Source organism: Streptomyces corchorusii, from assembly GCF_001514055.1.
Taxonomy (GTDB): domain Bacteria; phylum Actinomycetota; class Actinomycetes; order Streptomycetales; family Streptomycetaceae; genus Streptomyces; species Streptomyces olivaceoviridis.
Map to the genome: position 1 here is coordinate 132,691 of NZ_KQ948359.1, position 26,375 is coordinate 159,065.

Annotated in this window: 25 protein-coding genes; 16 read left to right on the top strand and 9 right to left on the bottom strand. The window is 73.0% G+C overall.

The window, feature by feature from the left end; genetic code table 11:
• Positions 1-62 precede the first annotated feature (62 nt).
• The 6 genes from AQJ11_RS24050 to AQJ11_RS24075 all read left to right on the top strand — a co-directional run bounded on the left by AQJ11_RS24050 (position 63) and on the right by AQJ11_RS24075 (position 6,362).
• Positions 63-806, top strand: a complete 744-nt coding sequence (locus tag AQJ11_RS24050) for a beta-phosphoglucomutase family hydrolase (RefSeq protein ID WP_014670881.1) — start codon at positions 63-65, stop codon at positions 804-806.
• On the top strand, positions 803-3,199 hold the full coding sequence (locus tag AQJ11_RS24055; RefSeq protein ID WP_059264335.1) for a glycoside hydrolase family 65 protein: 2,397 nt from the start codon (positions 803-805) through the stop codon (positions 3,197-3,199). Before AQJ11_RS24050 ends, AQJ11_RS24055 begins: the two co-directional genes overlap by 4 nt.
• 32 nt (positions 3,200-3,231) lie before the next feature.
• The gene (locus AQJ11_RS24060) at positions 3,232-4,077 is read left to right on the top strand and encodes a class I SAM-dependent methyltransferase (protein WP_014670883.1); all 846 of its coding nucleotides are present in this window, start codon (positions 3,232-3,234) and stop codon (positions 4,075-4,077) included.
• Positions 4,078-4,290: 213 nt separating this feature from the next.
• Entirely contained in the window at positions 4,291-5,283 is a 993-nt protein-coding gene (dhaK, locus tag AQJ11_RS24065; protein WP_014670884.1) for a dihydroxyacetone kinase subunit DhaK, read from the top strand.
• Positions 5,284-5,349: 66 nt separating this feature from the next.
• Positions 5,350-5,955 carry a dihydroxyacetone kinase subunit DhaL gene (gene dhaL, locus AQJ11_RS24070; protein WP_014670885.1) on the top strand — a complete coding sequence of 202 codons (606 nt, stop codon included), beginning with the start codon at positions 5,350-5,352 and terminating at the stop codon, positions 5,953-5,955.
• Complete coding sequence (locus AQJ11_RS24075) at positions 5,952-6,362, top strand: PTS-dependent dihydroxyacetone kinase phosphotransferase subunit DhaM (RefSeq protein ID WP_059264336.1); 411 nt, start codon at positions 5,952-5,954, stop codon at positions 6,360-6,362. Before dhaL ends, AQJ11_RS24075 begins: the two co-directional genes overlap by 4 nt.
• A gap of 172 nt (positions 6,363-6,534) precedes the next feature.
• Here AQJ11_RS24075 and AQJ11_RS24080 read toward each other — a convergent pair whose 3' ends face one another.
• Positions 6,535-7,314: a glycoside hydrolase family 75 protein gene (locus AQJ11_RS24080; RefSeq protein ID WP_279616954.1), complete on the bottom strand. Its 780-nt coding sequence runs from the start codon at positions 7,312-7,314 to the stop codon at positions 6,535-6,537.
• Positions 7,315-7,733: 419 nt separating this feature from the next.
• On the opposite strand from AQJ11_RS24080, the gene AQJ11_RS24085 reads away from it, so the two are divergent.
• Together AQJ11_RS24085 and AQJ11_RS24090 are read left to right on the top strand one after the other, a co-directional pair.
• Positions 7,734-8,711 carry a fibronectin type III domain-containing protein gene (locus AQJ11_RS24085; protein WP_014670888.1) on the top strand — a complete coding sequence of 326 codons (978 nt, stop codon included), beginning with the start codon at positions 7,734-7,736 and terminating at the stop codon, positions 8,709-8,711.
• A gap of 218 nt (positions 8,712-8,929) precedes the next feature.
• Positions 8,930-9,502 carry a hypothetical protein gene (locus AQJ11_RS24090; RefSeq protein ID WP_059264338.1) on the top strand — a complete coding sequence of 191 codons (573 nt, stop codon included), beginning with the start codon at positions 8,930-8,932 and terminating at the stop codon, positions 9,500-9,502.
• 36 nt (positions 9,503-9,538) lie between these two features.
• Here AQJ11_RS24090 and AQJ11_RS24095 read toward each other — a convergent pair whose 3' ends face one another.
• On the bottom strand, positions 9,539-10,084 hold the full coding sequence (locus AQJ11_RS24095) for a PadR family transcriptional regulator (protein WP_059264339.1): 546 nt from the start codon (positions 10,082-10,084) through the stop codon (positions 9,539-9,541).
• Between the two features lie 31 nt (positions 10,085-10,115).
• The gene (locus AQJ11_RS24100; RefSeq protein ID WP_059264340.1) at positions 10,116-12,131 is read right to left on the bottom strand and encodes an NADPH-dependent 2,4-dienoyl-CoA reductase; all 2,016 of its coding nucleotides are present in this window, start codon (positions 12,129-12,131) and stop codon (positions 10,116-10,118) included.
• A 159-nt stretch (positions 12,132-12,290) separates the two neighbouring features.
• On the opposite strand from AQJ11_RS24100, the gene AQJ11_RS24105 reads away from it, so the two are divergent.
• Positions 12,291-12,653, top strand: coding sequence for a tautomerase family protein (locus tag AQJ11_RS24105; protein ID WP_059264341.1), 363 nt, complete (start codon positions 12,291-12,293; stop codon positions 12,651-12,653).
• Between the two features lie 166 nt (positions 12,654-12,819).
• Here AQJ11_RS24105 and AQJ11_RS24110 read toward each other — a convergent pair whose 3' ends face one another.
• On the bottom strand, positions 12,820-13,182 hold the full coding sequence (locus tag AQJ11_RS24110; protein ID WP_058079373.1) for a winged helix-turn-helix transcriptional regulator: 363 nt from the start codon (positions 13,180-13,182) through the stop codon (positions 12,820-12,822).
• A 55-nt stretch (positions 13,183-13,237) separates the two neighbouring features.
• On the opposite strand from AQJ11_RS24110, the gene AQJ11_RS24115 reads away from it, so the two are divergent.
• Positions 13,238-14,485 carry an MFS transporter gene (locus AQJ11_RS24115; RefSeq protein ID WP_244218330.1) on the top strand — a complete coding sequence of 416 codons (1,248 nt, stop codon included), beginning with the start codon at positions 13,238-13,240 and terminating at the stop codon, positions 14,483-14,485.
• A 528-nt stretch (positions 14,486-15,013) separates the two neighbouring features.
• Here AQJ11_RS24115 and AQJ11_RS24120 read toward each other — a convergent pair.
• Positions 15,014-15,388 (bottom strand): hypothetical protein, encoded by a 375-nt coding sequence (locus tag AQJ11_RS24120; protein WP_015493191.1) that lies wholly within the window; start codon positions 15,386-15,388, stop codon positions 15,014-15,016.
• Positions 15,389-15,482: 94 nt separating this feature from the next.
• Positions 15,483-16,364, bottom strand: coding sequence for a hypothetical protein (locus AQJ11_RS24125; protein ID WP_059264342.1), 882 nt, complete (start codon positions 16,362-16,364; stop codon positions 15,483-15,485).
• Between the two features lie 337 nt (positions 16,365-16,701).
• On the opposite strand from AQJ11_RS24125, the gene AQJ11_RS24130 reads away from it, so the two are divergent.
• Positions 16,702-18,780, top strand: coding sequence for a SpoIIE family protein phosphatase (locus AQJ11_RS24130; RefSeq protein WP_107120866.1), 2,079 nt, complete (start codon positions 16,702-16,704; stop codon positions 18,778-18,780).
• A gap of 78 nt (positions 18,781-18,858) precedes the next feature.
• Here the strand turns inward: AQJ11_RS24130 and AQJ11_RS24135 are convergent, their stop codons facing one another.
• Positions 18,859-19,650, bottom strand: a complete 792-nt coding sequence (locus tag AQJ11_RS24135) for a putative protein N(5)-glutamine methyltransferase (RefSeq protein WP_059264343.1) — start codon at positions 19,648-19,650, stop codon at positions 18,859-18,861.
• Between the two features lie 211 nt (positions 19,651-19,861).
• A complete protein-coding gene (locus AQJ11_RS24140) occupies positions 19,862-20,956 on the bottom strand; it encodes an ABC-2 transporter permease (protein WP_059264344.1) in 1,095 nt (364 codons plus the stop codon).
• A 125-nt stretch (positions 20,957-21,081) separates the two neighbouring features.
• Between AQJ11_RS24140 and AQJ11_RS24145 the strand changes: the two genes are divergently transcribed.
• On the top strand, positions 21,082-21,480 hold the full coding sequence (locus AQJ11_RS24145; protein ID WP_237281111.1) for a MarR family winged helix-turn-helix transcriptional regulator: 399 nt from the start codon (positions 21,082-21,084) through the stop codon (positions 21,478-21,480).
• 33 nt (positions 21,481-21,513) lie between these two features.
• Here the strand turns inward: AQJ11_RS24145 and AQJ11_RS24150 are convergent, their stop codons facing one another.
• Entirely contained in the window at positions 21,514-22,275 is a 762-nt protein-coding gene (locus tag AQJ11_RS24150; RefSeq protein WP_059264345.1) for a GNAT family N-acetyltransferase, read from the bottom strand.
• 522 nt (positions 22,276-22,797) lie between these two features.
• Between AQJ11_RS24150 and AQJ11_RS24155 the strand changes: the two genes are divergently transcribed.
• The 4 genes from AQJ11_RS24155 to AQJ11_RS24170 all read left to right on the top strand — a co-directional run bounded on the left by AQJ11_RS24155 (position 22,798) and on the right by AQJ11_RS24170 (position 26,364).
• Positions 22,798-23,403: a sulfite oxidase-like oxidoreductase gene (locus AQJ11_RS24155; RefSeq protein ID WP_014670903.1), complete on the top strand. Its 606-nt coding sequence runs from the start codon at positions 22,798-22,800 to the stop codon at positions 23,401-23,403.
• Positions 23,396-24,151: a ferredoxin reductase gene (locus AQJ11_RS24160; protein ID WP_059264346.1), complete on the top strand. Its 756-nt coding sequence runs from the start codon at positions 23,396-23,398 to the stop codon at positions 24,149-24,151. Before AQJ11_RS24155 ends, AQJ11_RS24160 begins: the two co-directional genes overlap by 8 nt.
• Positions 24,152-24,562: 411 nt before the next feature.
• Positions 24,563-25,147 (top strand): Rv1733c family protein, encoded by a 585-nt coding sequence (locus tag AQJ11_RS24165; RefSeq protein ID WP_425265014.1) that lies wholly within the window; start codon positions 24,563-24,565, stop codon positions 25,145-25,147.
• 248 nt (positions 25,148-25,395) lie between these two features.
• A complete protein-coding gene (locus AQJ11_RS24170) occupies positions 25,396-26,364 on the top strand; it encodes an acetylxylan esterase (RefSeq protein ID WP_059264348.1) in 969 nt (322 codons plus the stop codon).
• Positions 26,365-26,375: the final 11 nt, after the last annotated feature.

The window sequence follows — 26,375 nt, forward strand, 5'->3', positions numbered from 1 at the left end:
TCGGGGCCCGGCGCGCGGTGTCCTGCTGCCGCGGGCCGCGCCGGGCTCCTAGCCTCGGCGGCATGCTGGGGCTTCCTTCTCATGTCCGTGCCTGTCTGTTCGACCTCGACGGGGTGCTCACCCAGACCGCGAAAGTGCACGCGGCGGCCTGGAAGGAGATGTTCGACGGCTACCTCCGCGAGCGCGCGACCCGTGAGGGGACCGCGTTCGTCCCCTTCGACGCGGTCGACGACTACGACGAGTACGTGGACGGGCGGCCCCGTGAGGACGGGGTGCGCACGTTCCTCGCCTCGCGTGGGGTGCACCTGCCCGAGGGATCGCCGGACGACCCGCCGGAGGCGGAGACCGTGAACGGCCTGGGCAACCGGAAGAACAACCTGGTCCTGCGGCGGATCCGCGAGGACGGGGTGGAGCCCTACGAGGGCTCGGTCCGTTTCGTGCACGCGGTGCGCGAGGCCGGTCTGCGCTGCGCGGTGGTGTCGTCCAGCGCCAACTGCCGGGACGTCCTGGTGGCCGCCGGGATCGAGGACCTGTTCGACGAGCGGATCGACGGCGTGGTGGCACGCGAGCGCCATCTGCGCGGCAAGCCCGCCCCGGACACCTTCCTGGAGGCGGCCCGCGGGCTGGGCCTCCCACCGGACGAGGCGGCCGTGTTCGAGGACGCCCTGGCCGGTGTAGAGGCGGGCCGGGCGGGACGGTTCGGCGTGGTCGTGGGCGTCGACCGGGTCGGCCAGGCGGAGCAACTGCGCGAGCACGGCGCGGATGTGGTGGTCCGGGACCTGGCCGAGCTCCTGGAGTCGCGGTGATCACTCATCCCAGCTACACGGTCGAGCCGTGGTGCCTGCGCGAGACCGAGCTCAATCTCGATGTGCTCGCCCAGAGCGAATCGGTGTTCGCGCTGTCCAACGGACACATCGGATGGCGCGGAAACCTCGACGAGGGAGAGCCCCACGGACTGCCCGGCGCCTATCTCAACGGTGTCTACGAGCGGCACCCGCTGCCGTACGCGGAGGCGGGCTACGGATATCCCGAGTCCGGCGAGACGATGATCAACGTCACCGACGGCAAGGTCATCCGGCTGCTCGTGGACGACCACCCGTGCGATCTGCGCTACGGCCGGCTGCTGGCGCACGAGCGGGTCCTGGACTTCCGCTCCGGTGTGCTCAGCCGGACCGCGCGGTGGACGTCGCCCGGCGGCCGTACCGTGCGGATCACCTCCCGCCGGCTCGTCTCCTTCACCCAGCGCGCGGTCGCCGCGATCGTCTACGAGGTGGAGCCGGTCGACGGACCGACGACGGTCGCCGTGCAGTCCGAGCTGGTCGCCAACGAACAGCTGCCCAGCTTCCACGGCGACCCGCGCGTCGCAGCGGCGACCGAGTCCCCGCTGATGCCCGAGGAGCATTTCGCGCAGAACACCCGGCTGCGGCTCGTGCACTGCACCGCCAGCAGCAGGCTGCGGGTCGGTACGGCGGCCGACCACCTCGTCGAGGGACCCGAGAGCACGAAGTGGACGGCGCACAGCGAGCCCGACGTCAGCCGGCTGACGGTGACCGCGGACCTGGTGCCCGGTCAGCCGCTGCGACTGGTCAAGTTCGTGGCCTACGGCTGGTCCGGCGAGCGTTCGCTGCCGGCCGTGCACGACCAGGTGGACGGTGCGGTGGCGGCGGCCGTCAGCACCGGCTGGGACGGGCTGGTCGCCGCCCAGCGGGTGTACCTGGACCGCTTCTGGGCCGGCGCGGACGTCGAGGTGGAGGGAGACGCGCAGATCCAGCAGGCGGTGCGGTTCGCTCTCTTCCATGTGCTCCAGGCGGCGGCCCGCGGCGAGAACCGGGCGATTCCGGCGAAGGGCCTGACCGGGACCGGGTACGACGGGCACTCCTTCTGGGACACCGAGTCCTATGTGCTGCCCGTCCTGACCTTCACCGCGCCGGAGGCCGTCGCGTCGGCGCTGCGCTGGCGGCACCGGACGCTGCCGGCGGCGCGGGAGCGCGCGCGCCAACTCGGGCTGTCCGGAGCGACGTTCCCCTGGCGGACCATCGACGGCGCCGAGTGCTCCGCCTACTGGCCCGCCGGTACGGCCGCCTTCCACGTCAACGCCGACATCGCCATGGCCGTCGTGCGGTACGTCATGGTGACCGGGGACGAGGAGTTCGAGCGCGCCGAGGGGCTCGACCTGCTCGTGGAGACCGCCCGGCTGTGGCGCTCCCTCGGTCACCACGACTCGGAGGGCGTCTTCCACATCGACGGGGTCACCGGTCCGGACGAGTACAGCGCCTTCTCCCGGGACAACCTGTACACGAACCTGATGGCCCGGCAGAATCTCCTGGCCGCCGCCGACGCGGCGGTGCGTCATCCGCACCGGGCGGCGGAACTCGGCGTCGACGACGAGGAGGCCGCGGTGTGGCGGGACGCGGCGGCCCGTATGGCACTGCCGTACAACGAATCCCTCGGTGTCCACGAGCAGTCGGCCGGCTTCACGAGCTTCCAGCGCTGGAACTTCGAGGCCACCCCGCCCGACGACTACCCGCTGCTGCTGCACTATCCCTACTTCGACCTGTACCGCAAGCAGGTGGTGAAGCAGGCCGACCTGGTGCTGGCCATGATGGAGTGCCCGCACGCCTTCACCGAAGAGCAGAAGGCGCGCAATTTCGCCTACTACGAGGCGCTGACCGTCCGCGACTCCTCCCTCTCGGCGTCCTGCCAGGCGGTGCTCGCCGCCGAGACCGGTCATCTGCGCCTGGCCTACGCCTACCTCGGCGAGGCCGCGCTGATGGACCTGGACGACCTGGAGCACAACACCCGTGACGGGCTGCACATCGCCTCCCTGGCCGGAACCTGGATCGCCCTCGTCGCGGGCTTCGGGGGGATGCGCCGGTACCTCGGCGAGGACGGGCAGCCGGGGATGCTGGCGTTCACACCGCGCCTGCCGGAGGCGCTGTCCAGGGTGGCGTTCACCGTGCTGGTGCGCGGATGCAGGCTGAAGGTGGACGTCGGCCGGTCCCGGGTGCGCTACCGGCTGGTGGAGGGCGGACCGCTGGACGTGCTCCACCACGGAGAGCTGACACCCCTGACCACCGACGGGCCGGTCGACCGCCCGATGCCCCCCGCCCCCACGCGTCCGGAACCCCAGCAGCCGCCGGGCCGCCGCCCGGTGGGCCTGCCCATCGGCGAGGAGGACCGGACTGGGACACTGGAGTAGCACGGCGGGAACAGACCGGTGAGGGGGGCGCGATGGACCACGACGGGCGGCGGCGCATCGACCTGGAGGGCGTCCCCGAGACGCTGTTGTGGAACCTCCATCAGCGGGCCTACGAGGCGCGGCAGCCGCACCCCGTGCTCGACGACCCGAAGGCGATCGAGCTCGTCGAGCGCATCGACTACCCCTTCGAAGAGAGGTTCGGCACGCCCTCCCCGCTCCTGGCCCAGGGGCAGGCCCTGCGGGTGCGCACCTTCGACGACGCCGTCAGGGCCTTCCTCCGGGAGCATCCCCGCGGCACCGTCGTCGCGCTCGCCGAGGGGCTGGAGACGCAGTTCTGGCGGGTCGACAACGGCCGTGCGCACTGGCTCTGCGTCGAACTCCCGCAGACGGCGAAGGTGCGCCAGGCGCTGCTGCCGGACGAGGAGCGCCGCCGGACGCTGGCGCGGTCGGCGCTGGACCTATCCTGGCGGGACGAGGTGGACCCCGCGCACGGCGTGCTCGTCACCGCGCAGGGCCTGCTGATGTACCTGCGCCCGGCCGAGGTGCGGCAGCTGATCGCCGGCTGCGCCGAGGCGTTCCCCGGCGGATCGCTGGTCTTCGACGCGGTGCCGCGGTGGTTCGGCGAACGTACCCTGAGCGGTCGGATGAGGACGGCGCAGGGCTACGTCACCCCACCCATGCCCTGGGCGCTCGACGCGGGTGAGCTGCCGAAGATCCGTACGGCGCACCCGGCCGTCACCGAGGTGCGCGAACTGCCGCTGCCGCGCGGACGCGGCGCGTACTTCGGCGTGGTCTGGCCCGTGCTGCGGCGGCTGCCGGGGGTGCGCAACATCCGGCCGACCATGACCGTCCTGGCCCGGTTCCGCCCGCACACCTAGGGCCTCTCGTTTGGATCATGCCGGGCTCACGATCGGCCCACCGTCCGCTACGCACCGTGAAGAGGGGTGGTCGCAGGTGACCTTCGCCGCCGCAAGGTCGATACTTCCAGTAGACGGGACGGGCGGCTTCCCCCTCGGGAGGCCGTCAGTGCGCCGGTGACCTGCGAAGACACAGGTCTTGGGCTCAACCGCCAAGCTCACGAGGAGTTACGCATGAAGATGCTGATCAACGTCCCGGAGACCGTCGTGGCGGACGCGCTGCGCGGTTTGGCGGCCGCGTATCCGGATCTGAACGTGGACGTGGAGCACCGGGTGATCGCCCGCCGGGACGCCCCCGTGGCCGGTCAGGTCGCGCTCGTGTCGGGTGGCGGCTCGGGGCACGAGCCGCTGCACGGCGGGTTCGTCGGCCCGGGCATGCTGTCCGCCGCCTGCCCCGGAGAGGTGTTCACCTCGCCGGTGCCCGACCAGATGGCGCGTGCCGCGGCGGCCGTGGACAGCGGCGCGGGCGTGCTGTTCGTGGTGAAGAACTACACCGGCGACGTGCTGAACTTCGACATGGCGGCCGAGCTGGCCGAGGACGAGGGGATCCAGGTCGCCAAGGTGCTCGTCGACGACGACGTGGCCGTCACCGACAGCCTCTACACGGCCGGCCGGCGCGGCACCGGCGCGACGCTCTTCGTGGAGAAGATCGCGGGCGCCGCCGCGGCCGAGGGGCAGCCGCTGGAGCGCGTGGAGGCCGTCGCCCGCCAGGTCAACGAGAACTCCCGCAGCTTCGGCGTGGCCCTGAGCGCCTGTACGACCCCGGCGAAGGGCAGCCCGACCTTCGATCTGCCGGACGGCGAACTGGAGTTGGGCATCGGCATCCACGGCGAGCCGGGCCGCGAGCGCCGGCCGATGATGACCTCCGGGGAGATCGCCGACTTCGCGGTCAACGCCATCCTGGAGGACATGCCGCCGCGCAGCCCGGTGCTGGTGCTGGTCAACGGCATGGGCGCGACGCCGCTGCTGGAGCTGTACGGCTTCAACGCGGAGGTGCAGCGGGTGCTCCGGGAGCGCGGGGTCGCCGTGGCCCGCACGCTCGTCGGCAACTACGTGACCTCGCTGGACATGGCCGGCGCCTCGGTGACGCTGTGCCAGGCCGACGAGGAGCTGCTGCGACTGTGGGACGCGCCGGTGAAGACCCCGGCGCTGCGCTGGGGAATGTGATACGGCGGAGCAGACGGCGACCGATCCGGCCGAACGGCCGACAGCCCTACCATGCGAGGAGATCCAGTGCTCGACGCCGCATTCTTCCGCCGTTGGATGACGACGGCCGCCGCGTCCGTCAGCCGCGAGGCGGAACGGCTCACCGCCCTCGACTCGGCCATCGGGGACGCGGACCACGGCAGCAATCTGCAACGCGGGTTCACGGCCGTGGCGGCGGCCCTGGAGAAGGAGGCGCCGGACACCCCGGGGGGCGTGCTGACGCTGGCCGGACGGCAGTTGATCTCGACGGTCGGCGGTGCGTCCGGACCGCTGTACGGCACTCTGCTGCGCCGGACCGGCAAGGCGCTCGGGGACGCCGCCGAGGTCGGCGAGGAGGAGCTGGCCGCGGCGCTGCGCGCGGGCGTGGACGGGGTGATGGCGCTCGGCGGGGCGGCACCGGGCGACAAGACCATGATCGACGCGCTGGTGCCGGCCGTGGACGCGCTCGGGGCCGGGTTCGGCGCCGCGCGGGCCGCCGCGGAGGAGGGCGCGCTGGCCACCACGCCGTTGCAGGCGCGCAAGGGGCGGGCGAGCTATCTGGGCGAGCGCAGCATCGGCCACCAGGATCCGGGGGCGACCTCGTCGGCGCTGCTGATCGCCGCGCTGGCCGACACGGCGGAGGCGGAGCGGTGAGCGGGGAGAAGCGGGTCGGGATCGTGCTGGTGTCGCACAGCGCGGAGGTGGCCGCCTCGGTCGCCGAGCTGGCCAAGGGGCTGGCGGGCGGGGCGAGCGCGGTACCGGTGGCCCCGGCGGGCGGCACCGAGGGCGGTGGGCTCGGCACCAGCGCCGAGCTGATCTCCGCCGCGGCGGCCTCGGTGGACCGGGGGGCCGGGGTGGCGGTCCTCACCGACCTGGGCAGCGCGGTGCTCACGGTGAAGGCGCTGCTCGCCGAGGGCGACGAACTGCCGGACGGCACGCGCCTGGTGGACGCGCCGTTCGTGGAGGGCGCGGTGACCGCCGTGGTCACCTCCGCCGCCGGGGCGGACCTGGACGCGGTGGAGGCCGCGGCAGCGGAGGCGTACAGCTACCGCAAGGTGTGACACCGGGGAACCCGGCCCGATCAGCGTCCGGCCGGGCGCCCCTGACCGGGCGCCCGCCGTACGGGCCGGCCGACGGCGGTCGGCCCGGCCGTCCCGACCGGCCCGGCCCCTGGATGCGCAGGACGCCCCGTCCGCGCCGGTCAGTGGGCCCGCGTCTCCCTGACCCGCGCGGTCAGTCGTTCGTCAGGAACTGCTTGGCCAGCCGCTCCCCCGTCGCCACCGCCTCCTCGTGGTCCTCGATGGGGGTGATCAGGGTGTTCCGGAAGACGATGTAGGTCACGTTGGAGGGCGCCCCGCCGGTGACCGGGTCGGGGTCGATGCCCAGGCCGCGGGCGGTGGCGTAGGAGGCCTCGCCGATGAGGTCGCTCGGGCCGGTGTCGCCGACGACCGCGTACTGCACCCGGTCGCCGTGGACGACGGCGGCCACGGAGCCGCCCCGGATGCCGTGCGCGCGGTAGTCCCAGCGCGAGCTCGGCGCGGGGACCACGACGTACGGCAGGGTCTCGGCGTTCAGGTGGCGGCCGTCGGACTGCTGGAAGGCCGTGGTGGGGGCGAAGACCGGGTCGGTGCCGGAGTTGCAGTGGGTGGTGGGCCGGCCGTCGCAGTCGACGTCCAGGTCCGCCTTCCAGAAGACGGCGTCGTCGGTGCCGCAGACGGGGACGGTCGCGGGGCTGCCGGCGTCGGTGCGGTACCGGCCGTGGGAGAGCTCGGCGCAGGTGCCGGTCCGGGCCAGCAGGTCGTCGGCGGTGACCCCGCCCTCGCCCCGAGCCGGCAGGTCGTCGGCGGTGGCCCCGCCCTCACCCCGAGCCGGCAGGTCGTCGGCGGTGACCCCGCCCTCACCCCGGGCCGCCGGCCGCTCGCGGGGCGGGACGGCGGTGGCCGGGGCGGGCAGCGCCGCCGGGGCGATCAGGGCGGCGCCGGCCGCGGCCAGGATCAGCGACGGGACACGCACGATGGAGGACCCTCTCGTCGGGGACATGGCGGACATCCAGCACACTGTGGTGCGGCCGCGGGCGCAGGGCCACGGGAGCCGCCGCGAAGGGGCCGGATGGAGCACGCGTCTGACACCCCGTAAGGGGACACCCGGGCGAGCCTCGGGGCCCGGCGGGGACAACAGGGGCCGGGGATCCGGACCGGGTACCGACCCGGATCCCCCGGCCACCCGCGCCGGCGCGGGATCGGCGACGACAGCGTGTCCGCGCCACAGGCATGAACTTCCCCGCCCTCTTGGGGAGTTCAGCCGTAGGGACGCTCAGCATACGTAACGTCCGGGGATGCTCACCAATGCGGCCCCCTTGCTGTGACCGCACCGGCCGGGCATATTGGTCCGGACCTTTAGGGATGCCGAGGCCGTCCGGGGGAGGCAGAGCCGTGCGACGCGTTCCCGTTCCGCTCGTACTGGGTTGCGGCTCGCTGCTGCTCGTCGCGTCCTGCGGCTGGAGCCGGGCCGACGACGGTGGCGGCGAGGGCCGGGTGCCCGGCGCCCCGGTCGGGGTCACCGCCGCGGCGGGAAGCGCCACGAGCGTCCATGTGATGTGGAACGCGGCGCCGGACGGCTCCGGGGTCCGCAGCTACGAGGTCTATCGCGGCCCCACCAAGGTGGCGGATGTACCGGGTTCGCAGCACATGGTGGACGTCACCAGGCTCAGGCCGTCCACCATGTATGCGTTCACCGTGCGGGCCCGGGACGGCGCGGGCCGCCTGGGCCCGCCGAGCCAGGCGGTGCGCGCCCGGACGCCGGCGGCAGCGGCGGCGGACCACTCGGCACCGACACGGCCGCCGACGACCACCGGGCGGGCCGTGGGCAGCCGCGCGGTCCAGCTGTCCTGGGGCGCGTCGCGGGACGACCGGGGCGTGCTGTCGTACGACGTCTACCAGGGCGGAGTGAAGATCCACAGCGTCGGCGGGAACCAGACCGCCACCGTCGTCACCGGTCTGCGCCCCGGCAGCCGCTACGTCTTCACGGTCCGGGCCCGCGACGCCGCCGACAACCTCTCCCCCGCCGGCGCCCCGGTCCGCCTCACCACACCGGGCACCGACGACGGCCGGAACACCGCCCCCACCGGGTTCACCGCCGCCACCCACCGCGCCGACGGGGCCCACTACATCGACCTGGCCTGGGACCCGCCGCGCACGGACGGGGTGATCACCGAGTACCAGATCCAGGTGGACCGCACCGCGACCACCTCGCTCGTCTGGGGCGGCACACCGCCGCGCGGCCGGGCGCACCACAGCTTCTACGTCGGCACCGACGCCGGCGAGGAGCACCGCGTGCGGCTGCGGGCCCGGCTGCCGGACGGCACCTGGGGCGGCTGGTCGGCGGAGCGGACGGTGACCACGGGCGGCTGACCGGCGCGCCCCGCAGGCGTGACCCCGCACGGCTGACCGGCGCATCGAGCCGGCGTGTCCCGTCTGCGCCGGACGGCGGAACGCGTCACCCGGCCGGGTCCGCCCCGCATGCGGGTGGGTCCGGGGACGCGTTGGCTGCGGTTGAGGCAGCACGGGCGCTTCCCGACCCCCGGCGGCGCATGGGACGTACCGCCGACCGTGCCGCCGGAGGCCAGCCCATGCACACCTCGCGACTTCTGCTCCGCTCCGGCCTGACCCTGGCGGCTGCCGCCGCCCTCCCGGCCGCGCTCGCCGGGCCGTCCGCCGCGGTCTCGGGCATCTCGGTCAGCACCACCGGCAGCACGGTCTCCGTGGTCACCAGCGCCTGCACCCTGATCAACGGCAGCTGGGGTACGGCGGCTCTGCTCACCAACCGGCAGGCGAACTTCGCCCAGGGCCGGCAGCTGGCCCTGTCCGGCACGTCCGTCAGCCAGTCCGCCGCCTGGACGGGGGTGAGCCCGGGGACGTACACCGTGGTGGTGGTCTGCTCCAGCGGCCTCACGGCGGGCAGCCAGTCGGTGATCGTGTCCGCGTCCGCCCCCGCGTCCGCGAAGCCGGCGGTCCCCTCGACGCGGCCGACGATCTCCTCGACGTCCGGCCCGGCACCGTCCCGGGGCGTGATGGGCGGGCTCGGCGGTGCCGCCCGCGACTACGGCCCGTTGACCCTGGGCGTCGGCGCGGCCCTGGTCGGCGCCGGGGTCGTCGCCACGGGCTGGGTCCTGCGCCGTCGCTCGAAGCCCTACCGGCTCTGAGCGGCCCGCATCGCCGTACCGGCGGGCGAGCGCCCCTCAGTCGGCGTCCGGCAGCTCGGCGAACTCCGCCAGGGCGTGGGTCAGCCACTGGGTCCAGAAGGTCTCCAGGTCGATGCCCGCCCGCAGGACCAGGTGGCGCAGCCGGTCCTGCGGGGCGTCCCGGTCCGGCGGGAAGTCGCGCCGCTCGATCTCCCGGTACTCGGCCAGCTGCCGCCGGTGCGACTCCAGGTGGCGGCGCAGATCGTCCTCCAGGCCCGCGGTGCCGACCATGGCCGCCGCGCGCAGCCGCAGCAGCAGGGGGTCCCGCATGGTCTTCGGGTCCTGCGCGGCGGCGGTCCAGCGGGCCAGCTCGGCGCGGCCCGCGGGCAGGACCTCGTAACTCTTCTTCTGCCCGCGGGCCGGCTGCTCGGCCGGCAGGGTGCGGATGAGGCCCTCCGCCTCCAGCTTCCCCAGCTCGCGATAGATCTGCTGGTGCGTCGCGGACCAGAAGTAGCCGATCGACTTGTCGAACCGGCGGGTCAGCTCCAGTCCCGACGACGGCTTTTCCAGCAGGGCGGTGAGGATCGCGTGCGGGAGTGACATGGGCTCATCCTAGGGAGGCGCGCGCGGGCCCCTACAGCGCCGCCGCCAGCTCCGTGCCCTGTTTGATCGCCCGCTTGGCGTCCAGTTCCGCCGCGACGTCCGCGCCGCCGATCAGGTGCGCGCCGCGCCCGGCGGCCACCAGCTCCTCGTACAGCTCCCGGCGCGGTTCCTGGCCGGTGCAGAGCACGACCGTGTCGACCTCCAGGACCGTGCTCTCGTCGCCGACGGTGATGTGCAGCCCGGCGTCGTCGATGCGGTCGTAGCGCACGCCCGGCACCATGGTCACGCCCCGGTGCTTCAGCTCGGTGCGGTGGATCCAGCCGGTGGTCTTGCCGAGTCCGGCGCCGACCTTGCTGGTCTTGCGCTGGAGCAGGTGGACCTGGCGGGGCGGCGCGGGCCGCTCGGGGGCGGCGAGCCCGCCCGGCGCCCGGTAGGCCGTGTCGACGCCCCAGTTCCGGAAGTACGTCTCGGGGTCCTCGCCGGCCTTGTCACCGCCGTCGGTGAGGAACTCGGCGACGTCGAAGCCGATGCCGCCGGCCCCGAGGACGGCGACGCGGTCGCCGACGGGCGCGCCGTCGCGCAGCACGTCGAGGTAGCCGAGGACGCGGGGGTGGTCGGCGCCGGGGATGTCCGGGGTGCGGGGGGTGACGCCGGTGGCGACGACGACCTCGTCGAAGTGCTCTAGGTCGCCGGCCTCCACCCAGGTCTCCAGGCGTACGTCCACGCCGTGGGCGTCGAGCTGGTGGCGGAAGTAGCGCAGCGTCTCGTCGAACTCCTGCTTGCCGGGCACCTTGCGGGCGACGTTGAGCTGTCCGCCGATCTCGCTCGCCGCGTCGAACAGGGTGACGGTGTGGCCCCGCTCGGCGGCGGTGACCGCGCAGGCGAGGCCGGCCGGGCCGGCGCCGACGACGGCGACGCGCTTCTTCAGCCGGGTCGGCGCGAGGACCAGCTCGGTCTCGTGGCAGGCGCGCGGGTTGACCAGGCAGGAGGTGATCTGCCCGCTGAAGGTGTGGTCGAGGCAGGCCTGGTTGCAGCCGATGCAGGTGTTGATGGCCTCCGGGGTGCCGGCGGCGGCCTTGGCGACGAAGTCGGGGTCGGCGAGCATCGGGCGAGCCAGGGAGACCATGTCCGCGTAGCCGTCGGCCAGCAGTCGCTCGGCGAGTTCCGGGGTGTTGATGCGGTTGGTGGTCACCAGGGGCACGGACACCTGGCCCATGAGCTTCCTGGTGACCCAGGTGTAGGCGCCGCGCGGCACGGAGGTGGCGATGGTGGGGATGCGGGCCTCGTGCCAGCCGATGCCGGTGTTGATGATCGTGGCCCCGGCCGCCTCGACGGCCTTGCCGAGCGCGATCACCTCGTCCAGCGAGGAGCCGCCCGGGACCAGGTCCAGCATGGACAGCCGGTAGATGACGATGAAGTCCTCGCCGACGGCCTCGCGCACCCGCCGGACGATCTCGACGGGGAACCGCATCCGGTTCTCGTAGCAGCCGCCCCAGCGGTCCGTGCGCCGGTTCGTCCGCGCCGCGATGAACTCGTTGATCAGGTAGCCCTCGGAGCCCATGATCTCGACGCCGTCGTAGCCGGCCTGCCGGGCGAGGCGGGCGGCGCGCGCGTAGTCCTCGATGGTGCGCTCGACGTCGGCGTCGGTCAGCTCGCGGGGCACGAGGGGGCTGATGGGCGCCTGGAGCGGGCTCGGCGCGACGAGGTCCTGGTGGTAGGCGTAGCGGCCGAAGTGCAGGATCTGCATCGCGATCCGGCCGCCCTCGCGGTGCACGGCCTCGGTGACGGTCCGGTGCCGCTCGGCCTCCGCCTCGGTGGTGAGCATGGCTCCGCCCTCGTACGGCCGCCCCTCCTCGTTGGGAGCGATGCCGCCGGTGACGATGAGCCCCACTCCCCCGCGCGCGCGGGCCGCGTAGAACGCCGCCATCCGCTCGAAGCCGCGCTCGGCCTCCTCCAGGCCGACGTGCATGGAGCCCATGAGCACGCGGTTGGGCAGCGTGGTGAAGCCCAGGTCGAGCGGGGTCATCAGGTGCGGGTAACGGCTCATGGGGGCCCTCCGTGCGCGGTGTCGTCCGCCTCTTGTTGTAGAGGAAGCCCGCCGCTTTATGCAACTAGTTGCACAACCGCTCGGCGGTGACACCGGCCACTCTGTACCTACTAGTATGTACGCCCCGTGCGCAGGACCGCCCCGAAAGGACGTCCCCGTATGCCCTTCGTCCGCATAGACACGCTCGGCACCGACCCCGCCCGCCTCGACGCCCTCGGCCAGGCCGTCCAGGACGCCCTGGTGCAGACGCCGGACATCCCGCCCGAGGACCGCTTCCAAGTGCTGACCGGCCACGACGGTGTCACCAGCACCGTGCGCCACGGCGATCCCGCCACCCTCGTGGAGACCATCTGCCGCCGCTGGACGATCGAGGAGGCCTTCCAGCGCCGCCGCCGTTCTCGCCATGATCCTGCGTACCGAGACACCCGCAACCACCAGACGGCCGACCCGTCTCGTCCTGCTGACCTGCCCCGAACTCGTACGTCTTCTACGGACCTTCGTCCTGCCGCCACCCACCCGTGACCGCGAGCACGCGCTCCGCCGGACCGCTTGGCGCCGACGCCATCAGGCCACCGCGCAAGCCTGCCACCAGCAACGACACCACCTTTGTGACCGACCATGATCGGAACCACAGCTGCCGTGACTCTGCCCCGCGCCGCGCGATTCGTGGCCGGCTCGGCGAACGGGGCTACCGTTGCGCGTCGGCTTGTGCGCGGGCGCGTTCGATGTCGGGGACGTGGCTCTCGGCCCATTCCCGGACGGCACGCAGGGGTGTCAGCAGTGACCGGCCGAGGTCGGTGAGGGCGTATTCGACATGCGGGGGATGTGCGGGAATCTCCGTGCGAGAGATCAGGCCGTCGTACTCCATCGCGCGAAGCGTCTCGGTGAGCGCCTTCGGTGTGATCCCCCGGATGTGCGCCTTGAGCTCAGTGAATCGCATCGGCCTGTTGTCCAGCGCGTTGACGATGAACACCGTCCAGCGCGCCCCGATCCGGTGCAGAACGGTGCGACTGGGACAGGTCGCGGCCATGATGTTGTAGGCCTTACCCATGCACGACTCCCGGTAGCGTTGTAGATACCGGTATAGAATCTATACCTTCCGGCTCGTGTCTATTTCCGATTGCACGGTCCGTCCCTCGATAGCTCGGCACGGCCGTTTCGTCGCAGCGATCGTCATCGACTCGCTCGGCACTGGTGTCTTCGTCCCCGTTTCGATGCTGTATTTCCTGGCCACGACGTCGCTGACGCTGGTGCAGATAGGCGCGGCACTGACGACGGCCGGGCTGCTGGCGCTCCCAGCGGGTCCTCTGGTCGGAGGACTGGTCGACCGGTACGGCGCCAAGCCGGTACTGCAGGCGGCAAATTTGGCCCAGGCGCTCGGCTTCGCCGGGTATCTCGTCGTGGGCCAGACATGGCAGATCGCCATCTGCGCCTGGTTGAACAGTGCCGGGCGGGCAGTGTTCTTCAGCTGCTACGGCGTGACCGTCACGGCGCTGGCCGCGCCCGGCCAACGCGAGCGCTGGTTCGGTCTTCTGGGGTCGGTACGCAACCTCGGCTACGCACTCGGCGGGCTCCTCTCCGCCGTCGCTGTCACTGTCGGTACTCACGGCGCCTACGCCGCGATCGTGGTCGTCAACGCCTTGTCCTATGTCGCCGCGTTCGTTCTGATGCGGGCCGTGCCGAACGTCCGTCCCGAGACGGCCCAGGACGCTGCCGGCGGCTGGGGGCGCGTGCTCCGGGACCGGCGGTACCTGTCACTGGTCGCGCATCAACTGTGTTTCGCGGTCTCGTTATTCGCCCTCAACATCGCGATACCGGTCTACGCCGTGGACGTGCTGGGACTGCCTGGCTGGACTGCCGGCGCGGTCTTCACGCTCAACACCCTGATGGTCGGCTTCGGTCAAGGCATCGTCGTCGGGTGGCTCAGCGGGCGGATCCGCAGCCGCGTCCTCGTCGCCGGGCACGCCTGCTTTGCGGCCGGCTACCTCCTCTTCCTCGCCGCCGACCGCGTGGCTGCGCCCGCCCTCGCGGTCGGCGTCGTGTTGCTCGGTGCAGGCAGTTACACCTTCGGTGAAATCCTCGGCGGCCCCATTACGTCGACTGTCGCCGCGGAGAGCGCCCCAGACGCTCTCCGCGGCAGGTACCTGGCCCTCAACCAGCTCGCCGTGACTGTCGCAGGAGCGGTCGCTCCGGCCGCGCTCTCCGGGTTGCTGTTCAACGGGGCAGCCTCGATCTGGCTGACCCTGGTAGGCGTCAGTGTCCTCGGAGCCACGCTCGCCACTACGATCGGCAAAGTGGTGCCAGCGGCGCAGAGCCGCATCGGAGGTGTCCAACCGGCGGATCTCCATGCGTAGTCCGCGGCCGCAGTAGACCTCTCACCCCCATCTCCGCCCCGAACGCCTTCGCCCACGCCTGCCCGGCTCTCCGGCCTCCACGGCCACCGTCTATTGGTACTCCTCACAAACGTTCATGATCCCGGTGGCCGTCCCCATGCCCACACCAGCCACGGCGACCACACCCTTCTGGTTCAGCCCGCGGCCGAGCCCCAGAGCCGGGCCGGGGGCCGCGCTCTGGCTTGCTCAGGTTCCTGCCCTGCTCACCGATCTCGGCCGGCGGTTCGGACTTCCTGTCCGGGGGTGGGCCGTCAAGGAGCCGGGGGCGAGCCAACGGCCGGGGGGGGCGTACTGGCACAGCAGGCTCGGGGCGGGTGGGCGGGCTGCGGTCCCCCCGTCCAGGGACCGGAAGGTGATGATCAGGTCCTTCCGGTCCCTGGAATCCTGCGGCCACAGCCTGGCCACCACCGCACAGACGAACAGTGCGATGAGGCCCAGCCCCCAGACCCAGGCCGGGGCACCAGCGAGCACGCGCGCTGCCTTAAGGACTCAGCGGCTCTCCAGGCGCAGGTGCAGGTCCCGCTCCTGGTCGCCGGAGGCCGTGCAGGTCTCCTGCACGGTGAACATCGAGTCCAGGGTGTGGCGGAACCGCTCCACCGCCCAGTAGCTGCCCTGCACGTCCGCCTGGACGGGTGAGTCGAGATGGACCGGCGGGCAGCCCCCGCCGCGGGCCTCCGCGACGTCGTACGTGCCGAGCCATACCATCGGACGGGTCTCGTGGAGCTGCTGCGGTACCTCTTCCGGAGCCCGGTCGGAGGCGAAGCAGGCGCTGAGCGCTTCGAAGACGAGCCGGGCGTCGTCCTTGGAATAGCCGCTGATCTCCACCGAGACGGTTTCCGGATGCGACCGCTCCGTGTCTGCCATGATCGCTCCTTTCGTGGCCGTGCTGCGGTGGAACGGGGTACCCCGCCGAACCGCATCCATCCCCAGCAAAGCACCACCGGCCGCCGGGCACACCTCAGCCGCGGGAGAACTTGTACGTCTTGCTGTCCGTCAGCACGCAGAAGCCGGGCGAGACCACGATCACGCGCAGGATGCCGCTGCGGCGGTCGTAGTCGATGCCCTCCGCCTCGAAGGTGCCCGAGCAGGAGCTGCGCAGCGGCAACTGGCGCAGCGCCGTGACATGGCCCGAGACGTCCGCCGTGCCGTTCGGCGCGGCCGACAGGTCGATCCGGAGCAGCGGCTTGGTGAGGCCGAACAGGCTGCCCTCCGGATCGTCGGAGGAGCACAGCAGGGTGGTCGGGCCGGAGAAGTCGCAGCCCTGGACGTCGCGGACGGCGTGGTCCAGGCGGACGGTGGAGACCTGCGGGAGGTTCGCCGAGGGGGAGGTGGCGGGGTTGACGCCCGGGGTCGGGAAGACCAGCAGCCGGGTCATCGTGCCCCACTCGCCGGACAGCATCCACTGGCCATCGGGCGAGATCGCGGCCCAGGAGTTGTTCAGCGCCTCGCCCGCGCTCAGCGTGTGGACGTACTCCGACCAGGCGCCGCCGGGCGCCTGCACCCGGAACATCTTGGAGTTGCCGGAGTCCCGCTGGTAGGGCTCGATGTAGTAGCCGTCGTACGAGGCGTCGGGGTCGCCGACGTGGTTCCAGCCGCGGCTGGAGACGCCGAGGGGGATGGTGCCGATGCCGGTGTAGCGGTTGGGGCTGTTCGCCGGGACCTCCACCGAGGTCAGGCCCTGGCTCTCGGTCAGCGGGTCGGCGCGGTCGGAGCCGGTTTCGGTCCAGGTGTCGGCCGCGCGGGCGGGCGTGGGCGCGGCGAGCGACACGACGGCGGCGGTGGCGAGGGTGACGAGTCCGGCGAGAACTGCGTGACAACGTTGCCGGGCGGACGCGGGCATGGCCGACTCCTCTGACGGGGGTGGGGACCCTGGGTGAGTGGACGGGGACACTCGGTCGGCGGACAGTCTGGCGTGGCGTCGTAGTCATGTACAGACCAACAGAGCAACATGGGCGTGAACTCTCACGGCCCGCGGGCCCGCGTTGTACGGTCCCGGGAGGGGGTCCGGCAGCGCGCGCACCGCCGGCGCGACGGCTTCGGCGGACGGCCGCGCCGTGTTGAGAGATGGTGGAGGTAGACGGCGAAGGCGTCGGAGAGTCGGGTGTGAGCGCGGTAGAACAAGGGGAGTCGGCACGGGGGACGGCGTGCCGTGCGGACGGGCGAAGGCGGTGCGTGGCATGAGTGCACCCGGGGCTCCGGTGACGGAGAGCGGCGAGCCGGCGCGTGGGCCGGTGCCTCCGGGCGGTCTGCTCGACGTCCTCGGTGTGGCGTCGGTGGTGCTGGACACCGACGGGCGGATCGTCCTGTGGAGCCCGCAGGCGGAGGAGTTGTTCGGCTACACCGCGCAGGAGGCCCTCGGCCAGTACGCCGCCCGGCTGATGGTGCACGAACGGCACATCCAGCTCGTCGGCAAGCTCTTCGCCGACGTGATGCGCACCGGGCAGAGCTGGGCCGGCGGCTTCCCGGTCCGGCACAAGGACGGCAGCACCCGTCTGGTGGAGTTCCGCAACATGCGGCTGCTGGACGACCAGGGGGACGTGTACGCGCTCGGGCTCGCCGCCGACCAGTCGACCGTACGGCGGCTGGAGCAGGACGTGGCGCTGTCCGAGCGGATGGTGATGCAGTCACCGATCGGCTACGCGGTCCTCGACACCGACCTGCGGTTCGCCTCGGTCAACCCGGCCCTGGAGAAGATGAACGGCGTGCCGGCCGCCGGTCACGTGGGCCGGACGCTGCGCGAGGTGCTGCCGATGCTGGACACCGAGGCCCTGGAGGCCGCCGCCCGGCAGGTGCTGGAGACGGGTGTGCCGATGATCGACACCACGCTCGTCGGCCGCACGCCCGCCGACCCGGACGCGGACCACACCTGGTCGCACTCGCTGTACCGGCTGGAGGACGCCATGGGCAACGTGCTCGGGGTGGCGGTCTCGATGACCGACATCACCGAGCAGCACCGGGCCTCGGTGGAGCGGGAGGCCGCGCGGCGCCGGCTCGCGGTCATCGCGGACGCCTCCGCCCGGATCGGTACGACGCTGGAACTGGAGCGCACGGCCTGCGAGCTGGCCGAGGTCGCCGTGCCGGAACTGGCGGACGTGGCGGCCGTGGATCTGCTGGAGGCGGTGGTCGAGGGCCGGCGCAGCACCCTGGGTCCCTCGGAGTCGGCGGTGATCCGGGCCCTCGCGGTCCGCCCCGCGGAGGGCTCGGAGGCGGTGCTGGCCGCCGACCCGCCCGGCGGTATCGCCCGGTACGCGCCCGATCGCCTGGTCACCGAATGCGTGCGCACCGGCGAGGCGGTCCTGGTGCCGCAGGTGAAGGACGAGGACCTGCCGCGCATCGCCCGCTCCTCCGAAGCGGCCGTGCTGCTCGGCCGGGCGGGCCTGCACTCGTATCTCGCGGTGCCGCTGATCGCGCGCGGCGAGGTGCTGGGCGCGCTCGACCTCAAACGCACCCGCAATCCGGCGCCCTTCGACGAGGACGACGTCCTGCTGGCGCGGGAGCTGGCCGCCCGCGCGGCCGTGCAGATCGACAACGCGCGCTGGTACCAGAACGCCCGCAACACCGCGCTGACCCTCCAGCGCAGCCTGCTGCCCAGCCATCCGCCGGTCACCACCGGCCTGGAGGTGGCCTCCCGGTACCAGCCGGCGGGCGCCACCAGCGAGGTCGGCGGGGACTGGTTCGACGTGATCCCGCTGGAGGGGGGCAAGACCGCGCTCGTCGTCGGTGATGTGATGGGCAGCGGCATCAGCGCCGCCGCCACGATGGGCCGGCTGCGCACCGCGACGACCACCCTGGCCGCCCTCGATCTCGACCCGGCGCGGCTGCTGGAGCACCTGGACAAGACGACCTCGGCCCTGAACCACTCGATCGCGACCTGCGTGTACGCCGTCCACGACCCGCACCGGCGGCAGTGCCGGATCGCCAACGCCGGCCATCTGCCGCCGGCCCGGGTACGGCCCGGCCACCCGGCGGAACTGCTCGACCTGCCCACCGGCGTGCCGCTGGGGGTGGGCGGGGTCGCCTTCTCCACCGTCACGGTCGACTTCGAACCCGGCGACGTACTGGTCTTCTACACCGACGGACTGGTGGAGACGCGCCGGCACTCGCTGGACGAGCGGCTGGCCTCGCTGCTGTCCCTGCTCGACGACCCGGCCCGCCCGCTGGAGGAGGCCTGCGACCTCCTGCTGCGCACGCTGCACCACCCGGACAACCACGACGACGTGGCCCTGCTCATCGCCCGGGCCCAGGAGCTGCCGTAGGACTCCTGCGGCCCTGGGCGGTCGAGCGGCTGACGGCGGTTCGGGGTACCGGCGGCCGGTGGCGGACCGCAATCACCCTCAGGCCCGGGGCCGTACGCCGATCACCACATGCGCGTACAGGTCCTCGTTCACCGCCAGGCGGGTCGTCAGGCCCGCGGTCTCGAAGACCCGTACGGCGGCCGGGGCCTGGCGTTCGCTGGTCTCGGTCAGCAGGCAGCCGCCGGGGGCGAGCCACCCGGGTGCCCCGGCGGCCACCCGGCGCAGCACGTCGAGCCCGTCGGCTCCGCCGTCCAGCGCCGCCAACGGCTCGTGCTCGCGGGCCTCCGCCGGCAGCAGGGCCACCTCGGCGGTGGGGACGTAGGGCACGTTGGCGGTCAGGACACCGATCCGGCCGCGCAGGCCGGCGGGCAGGGCGTCGTACAGGTCGCCCTGGTGCGCCCGGCCGCCGAAGGCCGCGAGATTGCGCTGGGCACAGCGCACGGCGGCCGGATCGATGTCGGCGGCGTGCACCTCCGCCCCGTCCAGGGCGGCGGCCAGGGCCGCGCCGAGCGCGCCGGAACCACAGCACAGGTCCACGACGACGGTCGCGTCGGGCGCGGCGGCCAGCGCCTGGTCGACCAGGAACTCGGTACGGCGGCGGGGGACGAACACCCCTGGTTCCAGGGTGACGCGCAGCCCGTGGAACTCGGCCCAGCCGAGGACCTGTTCGAGCGGCAGCCCGGCGGCGCGCCGGTCCACCATGCCGGCCGCCTCCTCGGGGGTGCGGGCGGTGGCGAGGATCAACTCGGCCTCGTCCTCGGCGAAGACGCACCCTGCGGCGCGCAACGCGGAAACGACGGCGGACGGGGAGAACGGGACGGGAAGGGGCATGGAAGCCGGAAGCCTTTCGGGAGCGCGAAGCCTTCAGGGCGCTCCCGCGGTCACCGGTGCCGGTGTACCGCGCCGTCACAAGGAGAGAGCACCCCGGCCGACACAGCGGTAATGGGTCTCACCTCCTCGTCTTCGAAGCCCCGGACAGGTGTCCGCGGCAGGACGGTCACTCTACCCCACGGCCCCCGACGGGCCCTCGGGGACGCCGGGTTCAGACACCGACCGTCTCCTCGGCCTCTTCCTCGGCCTCCTTCGCGGCCTGCTCCTCGGCGGCCCGCCGGGCCCTCCGCTCGGCCTCGGAGACAGCTGATGCGGTGTCGGCCCCGGGTGCGGTGGCTTCCTGGCGGACGGCGCGGGTGCGCTCGTACAGGGCCGCCACCGCGGTCACCAGGACACCGGCGAGCAGCCAGGCCACCAGGGTCCACACGGTGCGGGCGAGGCCGTCGTCGCCGAAGTAGAGCAGGCTGCGGGCGCCCTCGACGAAGCCGGCGCCGTTCCAGAAGGCGTGCAGGGTGCCGAAGAAGCCGTTCTGCAGTTCGGGCCGGAACAGACCGCCGGAGCTGGTGAAGTTCAGCATCACGAACAGCACCATCATGGTGAGCGTGGTCCACCGCTTGAGGAACGTGTGCAGACCCACGCCGATGAGGAGGATGCCCGCCGAGTACAGCGAGGCCATGCCCCAGACCCCCGCGAGGTCGTGGTGGGCGAGGTGGAACACCGGCCCGGCGAGCAGCGCGCCGATGCCGCCGACCACGGCGGCGACGCCGAGCGCGAGCAGTGCCCGGACACGCATCGCGAGGGCGGCGCCCGCGGCGCCGAGCGCGGCGACCGAGGCGTACGAGCCGATGCTGACCGCGACCAGGAGGAAGAACAGGCCCTGGCCGGTGGGGTCGTCGGCGACCGGGGCGGCCACGTCGGTGACCTTCAGCGGGACGCCCTGCTCGGCGGCGACCGGCGTGAAGACCTTCTCCACGGCCGTGGCCCCCATGTCGGACGCGGCGGTCGCCACCAGCAGCTCGGGCGCCTTGGCGCTGGGCACATAGGCGCCGGTCACATCGCGGGACTTGAGCAGGTGTACCGCGTCGGCCCGGGTGGCGACCGTGCGGACGTCGAGCTTGTCCCCCGCGGCATCCTTGACGGTCTGCGCGAAGACCTTCGCCTTCGGGGCGGTGCCGACGACGGCGACCGGCAGGTGGTTCGGCTCGGGGGTGACGAACGCCCCCATGTACGCGAGCCCCATGCCTATGCACATCAGCAGCGGGGTGATCAGGTGCGTGAGCACATGGCGCAGTGCCGGTGACCTCATCGCGCGCGACCTCCAAAGGTTGGCTTATACAACTCTCAGTTCAAGTTGTACTGTACAACTAGAACGTCGGAGGAGGTATTCCCGTGAGCGCAGCGGAGTCGGCCGTCGAGACGATCCAGCGCGAGATGACCATCTTCGCCCGCCGGGCCCGTGCCTCGGCGGGCCGCATGCACCCCGAGCTGTCCCTGGTGTCGTACACCCTGCTCGGCCACCTGGAGGAGCGCGGCGGCTGCCGGGCGACGGACCTGGCGGCCCACTACGCCCTGGACAAGTCCACGGTCAGCCGCCAGGTGGCGGCGCTGGAGCGGGCCGGGCTGATCGAGCGCCGGCTGGACCCGGAGGACCACCGGGTCCAGGTGCTGCATCTGACGGACGCCGGCCAGGAGATCCTGGCCCAGGTCACCCGCAGCCGCCGGGCCGCGTTCCGGGAACGGCTCGCGGACTGGCCGGAGGAGGACCTGGTGCGCTTCGCCGCCTACCTGGAGCGGTACAACGCGGGCCCGGGCGGCGCGGACTCGGACTGAGGCGGTGGCCGGGCCGCGGGGAGCGGCGCCGGGTCACGGCACCGGTACCGCCGCGCGGTCCTGAGCCGGCCGCTGCGGCGCCCTCGCCGCGAGGAACGCCGTACGGCGGCGCAGCCGGAAGCCGAGGGACTCGTACAGCCGGATGGCGTTCGTGTTCTCGGCACTCGTGTGCAGGAACGGCGTCTCCCCGCGCTCCCGGATGCCGTGCGCGACCGCGAGGATCAGGCGGGTGGCCAGGCCCTCGCCACGGAACGCGGGGTCGGTGCAGACCGCGCTGATCTCGGTCCAGCCCGGCGGATGCAGCCGCTCCCCCGCCATGGCGACCAGCGCGCCGTCGCGACGGATGCCGAGGTAGGTGCCGAGTTCCACGGTGCGGGGCAGGAACGGTCCCGGCTGGGTCCGCGCCACCAGGTCGAGCATCTCGGGCACGTCCGCCGGGCCGAGGCGGACCGCCTCCGGTTCGGGCGCCGCGGCGAGGCCGTCGTCCACGAACTGCACGCCCTCGATCCTGAAGGTGATCTCCCAGCCGTCGGGCACCTCCCCGCGGAAGCCGGGCAGCGGGACCTCGGCGCCGGGACCGGCCAGCGCGGCGAGGTCCGCCCAGTCCCGCGCGTCCGGCTCGTCGGGCAGGGCCAGCCACGGGGAGACGTCGACCGGATAGCGCAGCACCCGGCCGCGCCGCTCGGCGAAGTGGGCGTGCGGGCCGGTCAGGGAGGCGAGCGCCGGGTTGTCGAGGACGTGCGGGACACCGGCGGCGGCCTGACCGGGGACGCCCGGGCTGCTCACGGCACTCATCCGGCCACCTCGGTCACGGTCCTGGAGACATGGGCCTGGAGCATCCTCGTTTCCTCACTTCTCTCGTGCTGTCACCGGCGCACCGGAGCCGGCACTGATCGGCAAGGAGCGGCTCCGGGCCGGTATTCCCGGCCCGGAGCAGTGTTCACACGGCTGCAATGACGCACGATGAGCCAGCCGTACGACGGCGCGAGACGGCGCCGAGCCACGCGCGGCGGGGCGGTGAGCCGGGTGAGGCGGGGCGGTGAGCCGCGTAAGGCGGCGCGGTGAGCCGCGTGAGACCGGGCCGTGAGCCGCGTGAGACCGGGCCGTGAGCCGCGTGAGACCGGGCCGTGAGCCACGCGAGACCGGGCCGTGAGCCACGCGAGACCGGGCCGTGAGCCACGCGAGACCGGGCCGTGAGCCACGCGAGACCGGGCCGTGAGCCACGCGGGACGGGGCCATGAGCCGCGCGAGACGGGGTCGCCGCCGGGACCGCCGGCCGGGGCCAGAGCATCGTGGCCGACCACGTACGGTTGAACCATGAACGTCACGCGAGGCTTCACGGGTCGCCCGCGCGTCCACAACCCGGGGCTGCCGCCCGGGCAGTACGACGCGCGCGACGACTGGCCCGTCCTGTCCGCCGAGGTCACCCCCGACCTCTCCCCCGCCGACTGGTCCTTCCGCATCGACGGCCTGGTCGAGCGCCCGCACACCTGGGACTGGGACGCGGCGCACGCGCTGCCGGCGTCGGCCTACGACGGTGACATCCACTGTGTGACCGGCTGGTCGAAGTTCGGCGTGCGGTTCGGCGGCGTTTCGCTGGACGCGTTCTTCCACATGGTGCGCCCCCATGGGTCCGCCACACATGCCGTCGCCCACTCCCACACGGGCTACACCGCCAACCTGCCGCTCGCCGACCTGACCGGCGGGCGGGCCTGGATCGTCTGGGAGTACGACGGCGCACCGCTGCCGCCGGAGCACGGTGGCCCGGCGCGGCTGCTGGTGCCCCACCTCTACTTCTGGAAGAGCGCCAAGTGGATCGCGGGCATCACGCTCCTCGACCACGACGAGCCGGGCTTCTGGGAACGCAACGGCTACCACGCGCGCGGCAACCCGTGGGAGGAACAGCGGTACTCCGGTGACTGAGACGACGACTTCCGTGACGCGGTTCGCGGTGCCCGGGCGGATCGCCGTGAGCGAGCAGGCTGCCTCGGTGTGGCAGACGGCCACCCTGACGGAGATCCGGCGCGAGACACCGCAGGCGGCCACGTTCCGGCTGGCGGTGCCGGACTGGGCGGGGCACCTGCCGGGCCAGCACCTGCTGCTGCGCCTGACCGCCGCCGACGGCTATGTGGCGCAGCGCCACTATTCGATCGCGTCGGCGCCGGACGGCTCCGGGCACATCGAGCTGACCCTCGACCGGGTGCCGGACGGCGAGGTGTCCGGCTGGTTCCACAGCGTGGCCCGGCCCGGTGACACGGTCGAGGTGCGGGGCCCGCTCAGCGGCTTCTTCGCCTGGCCGGGCGACCGGCCCGCGCTGCTGATCGGGGCCGGTTCCGGGGTCGTACCGCTGATGTCGATGATCCGGCACCACCGGGCGCGCGGCCTCTCCGTCCCGCTGCGGATGCTGGTGTCGGCGCGCAGCCCCGAGGAGCTGATCTACGCGTCCGAGCTGGGCGCGGAGACGACGCCGGTGTTCACACGCAGCGCTCCGCCCGGGGTCCCGGTGGGACGTATGACGACCGCACATGTGGCGCCGCTCCTGGCCGAACCGCCCGTGGATGGGTGGGAAGCCTATGTGTGCGGCTCCAACGGTTTCGCCGAACACGCTTCCCGACTACTGGTGGCGGCCGGCCAGCCGGTGGACCGCATCCGCATCGAGCGCTTCGGCTGACCCGTCGGGGCCGGCCGAGGTGCGGTGACTCCGGGCACGTCGACCGGGACCGATCGGCTCTGCTGACGTTGGGTCGGTCGCCCCGGACCGGCCGGGTCGGCGGCCACCTAGCGGGTCGGTCGGGATCAGGCGGAAGGAGTGACCCGCAGCCCGTCGGCCCGGGGCCAGCGCTTCGGCCGGGACCGGGCGGGGCAGCGCCCGAGTCGCGCCGGTAGCACCGCGCGCGATCGTGGGGCGCGTGTTGTGTGCAGTGCGCCATATGGGCTGGAACTCGCGGTTCGCGGCATGCGCGAGGTGCGCCGAACGGGGTACGAGACCAGTGTGGACGCTCGTGTCCGTGAGCGGCGGGGGCGGTGGACCGGCGACCGGCTCGTCCCGCTCTCCGGCTCCGGCGGTGGCGAGGAGGTGGACATGCGTACCCGGGTGCGCGGCTGGCGCTGGCGGCGCAATCCGCTGCGGCGCCGGTCGGACGTCGTGGAGGCGTGGACGGTGCTGGTGGTCGCCGTCCTGATGTTCGTGGTCGCGCCCCTGGCCGGGGTGGCCGCGGGCCTGTACGCCCACGACCAGGCCCGGGCGCTCGCCGCGGCCCAGCGGGCCGAACGCCATCAGGTACGTGCCGTGGTGGTCGGCGACGCGCCCCAGCGGCTGACCGCGTCGCAGAGCGACCACCGGCAGCCCTACCGCGCCCAGGTCCGCTGGACCGAGCCGGGCAAGGGGGTCCGGACGGCGTGGGCCCAGGTGCCGGCGGGGACCCGGCCCGGGGAGCCGGTGTCGGTGTGGTTCGACTCCCGGGGCCGCAGTGTCGCGCCGCCCGCGGACGACGTGGCCGTGTGGCAGCACGCCGTCACCGTGGGGCTGTTCGCGGCGGGCGGTACGGCGTTCGTCGTCTTCCTCGGGCACGCGGTCGAGCGCCGGATCGCCCTGCGCCATCGGCTGGCCGAGTGGGAGCGGGAGTGGGCCCGGACGGGCCCCCGGTGGACCCAGCCGCGCGCATGACACCCGGCCGCCAGGCGCGGCTGCCAGGTGACCCGACCACTGAGAGCGCCCTCTTGCACTGACTCTCGTACCAGCCCGCCCCTCGGGAGCACGCGCGAACAAACGCTTACTCACCTCCGGGCCAGCGACGATGCCACCCACGAGGGAGCGGCCGAACCCGGTCCGCGCCCGCCCCCGGCCCTGGCGAGTCATCCGATCACCCACGTACGGTGAGGCGACCCAGTCTCCCTTCACGAAGGCGGTTGTTGATGGCCCTGTTCGATCTGCCCCTCGACGAACTCCGCGCGTACCGCAGCGAGTCCGCCGAGCCGGACGACTTCGACGCCTTCTGGGACAAGACGCTCCAGCAGGCCCGCGAGCACGACCTGGACGCGCGCTTCGAGCCGGTGGAGACCGGGCTGTCCACGGTCGAGGTGTACGACGTGACGTTCGCGGGGTTCGGCGGCCACCCGGTGAAGGGCTGGCTGCGACTGCCGGCCGGGGCCACGGAACCGCTGCCGCTGGTCGTGGAGTTCATCGGCTACGGCGGCGGGCGCGGCCTGCCGCACGAGAACCTGCTGTGGGCGTCGACGGGCCGGGCCCACTTCGCGATGGACACCCGGGGGCAGGGCAGCGCCTGGGGCGGCGGGGGCGGCACTCCGGACCCGGTGGGCGCGGCGCCCGCGTACCCCGGGTTCATGACGCGGGGCATCGACGCGCCGGAGAACTACTACTACCGCCGGGTGTTCACGGATGCCGTGCGCGCGATCGAGGCCGCCCGTTCCCATCCGCTGGCCGACCCGGCGCGGACGGCGGTGACCGGCGCGAGTCAGGGCGGTGGCATCGCCCTGGCCGTCGGCGGCCTGGTCCCGGATCTGGTGGCGGTCGCCCCGGACGTGCCGTTCCTGTGCGACTTCCCGCGCGGGACGACCCTGACGGACCGCCACCCGTACCGGGAGATCGGCCTGTTCCTCAAGACGCACCGCGGGCGCTCGGCGGACGTGCTGCGTACGCTGTCCTACTTCGACGGGGTGCACTTCGCGGCCCGGGGCCGGGCACCGGCCCTGTTCTCGGCGGCCCTGGAGGACCAGACCTGCCCGCCGTCGACCGTGTTCGCGGCGTTCAACGCCTGGGCGCACGAGGACAAGGCGATCGAGGTGTACGACTTCAACGACCACGAGGGCGGCGGCCCCTTCCAGGAGGCCGAGAAGGTGCGCTGGCTGAGGTCGTACGCCTGAGGGCCGCTGCC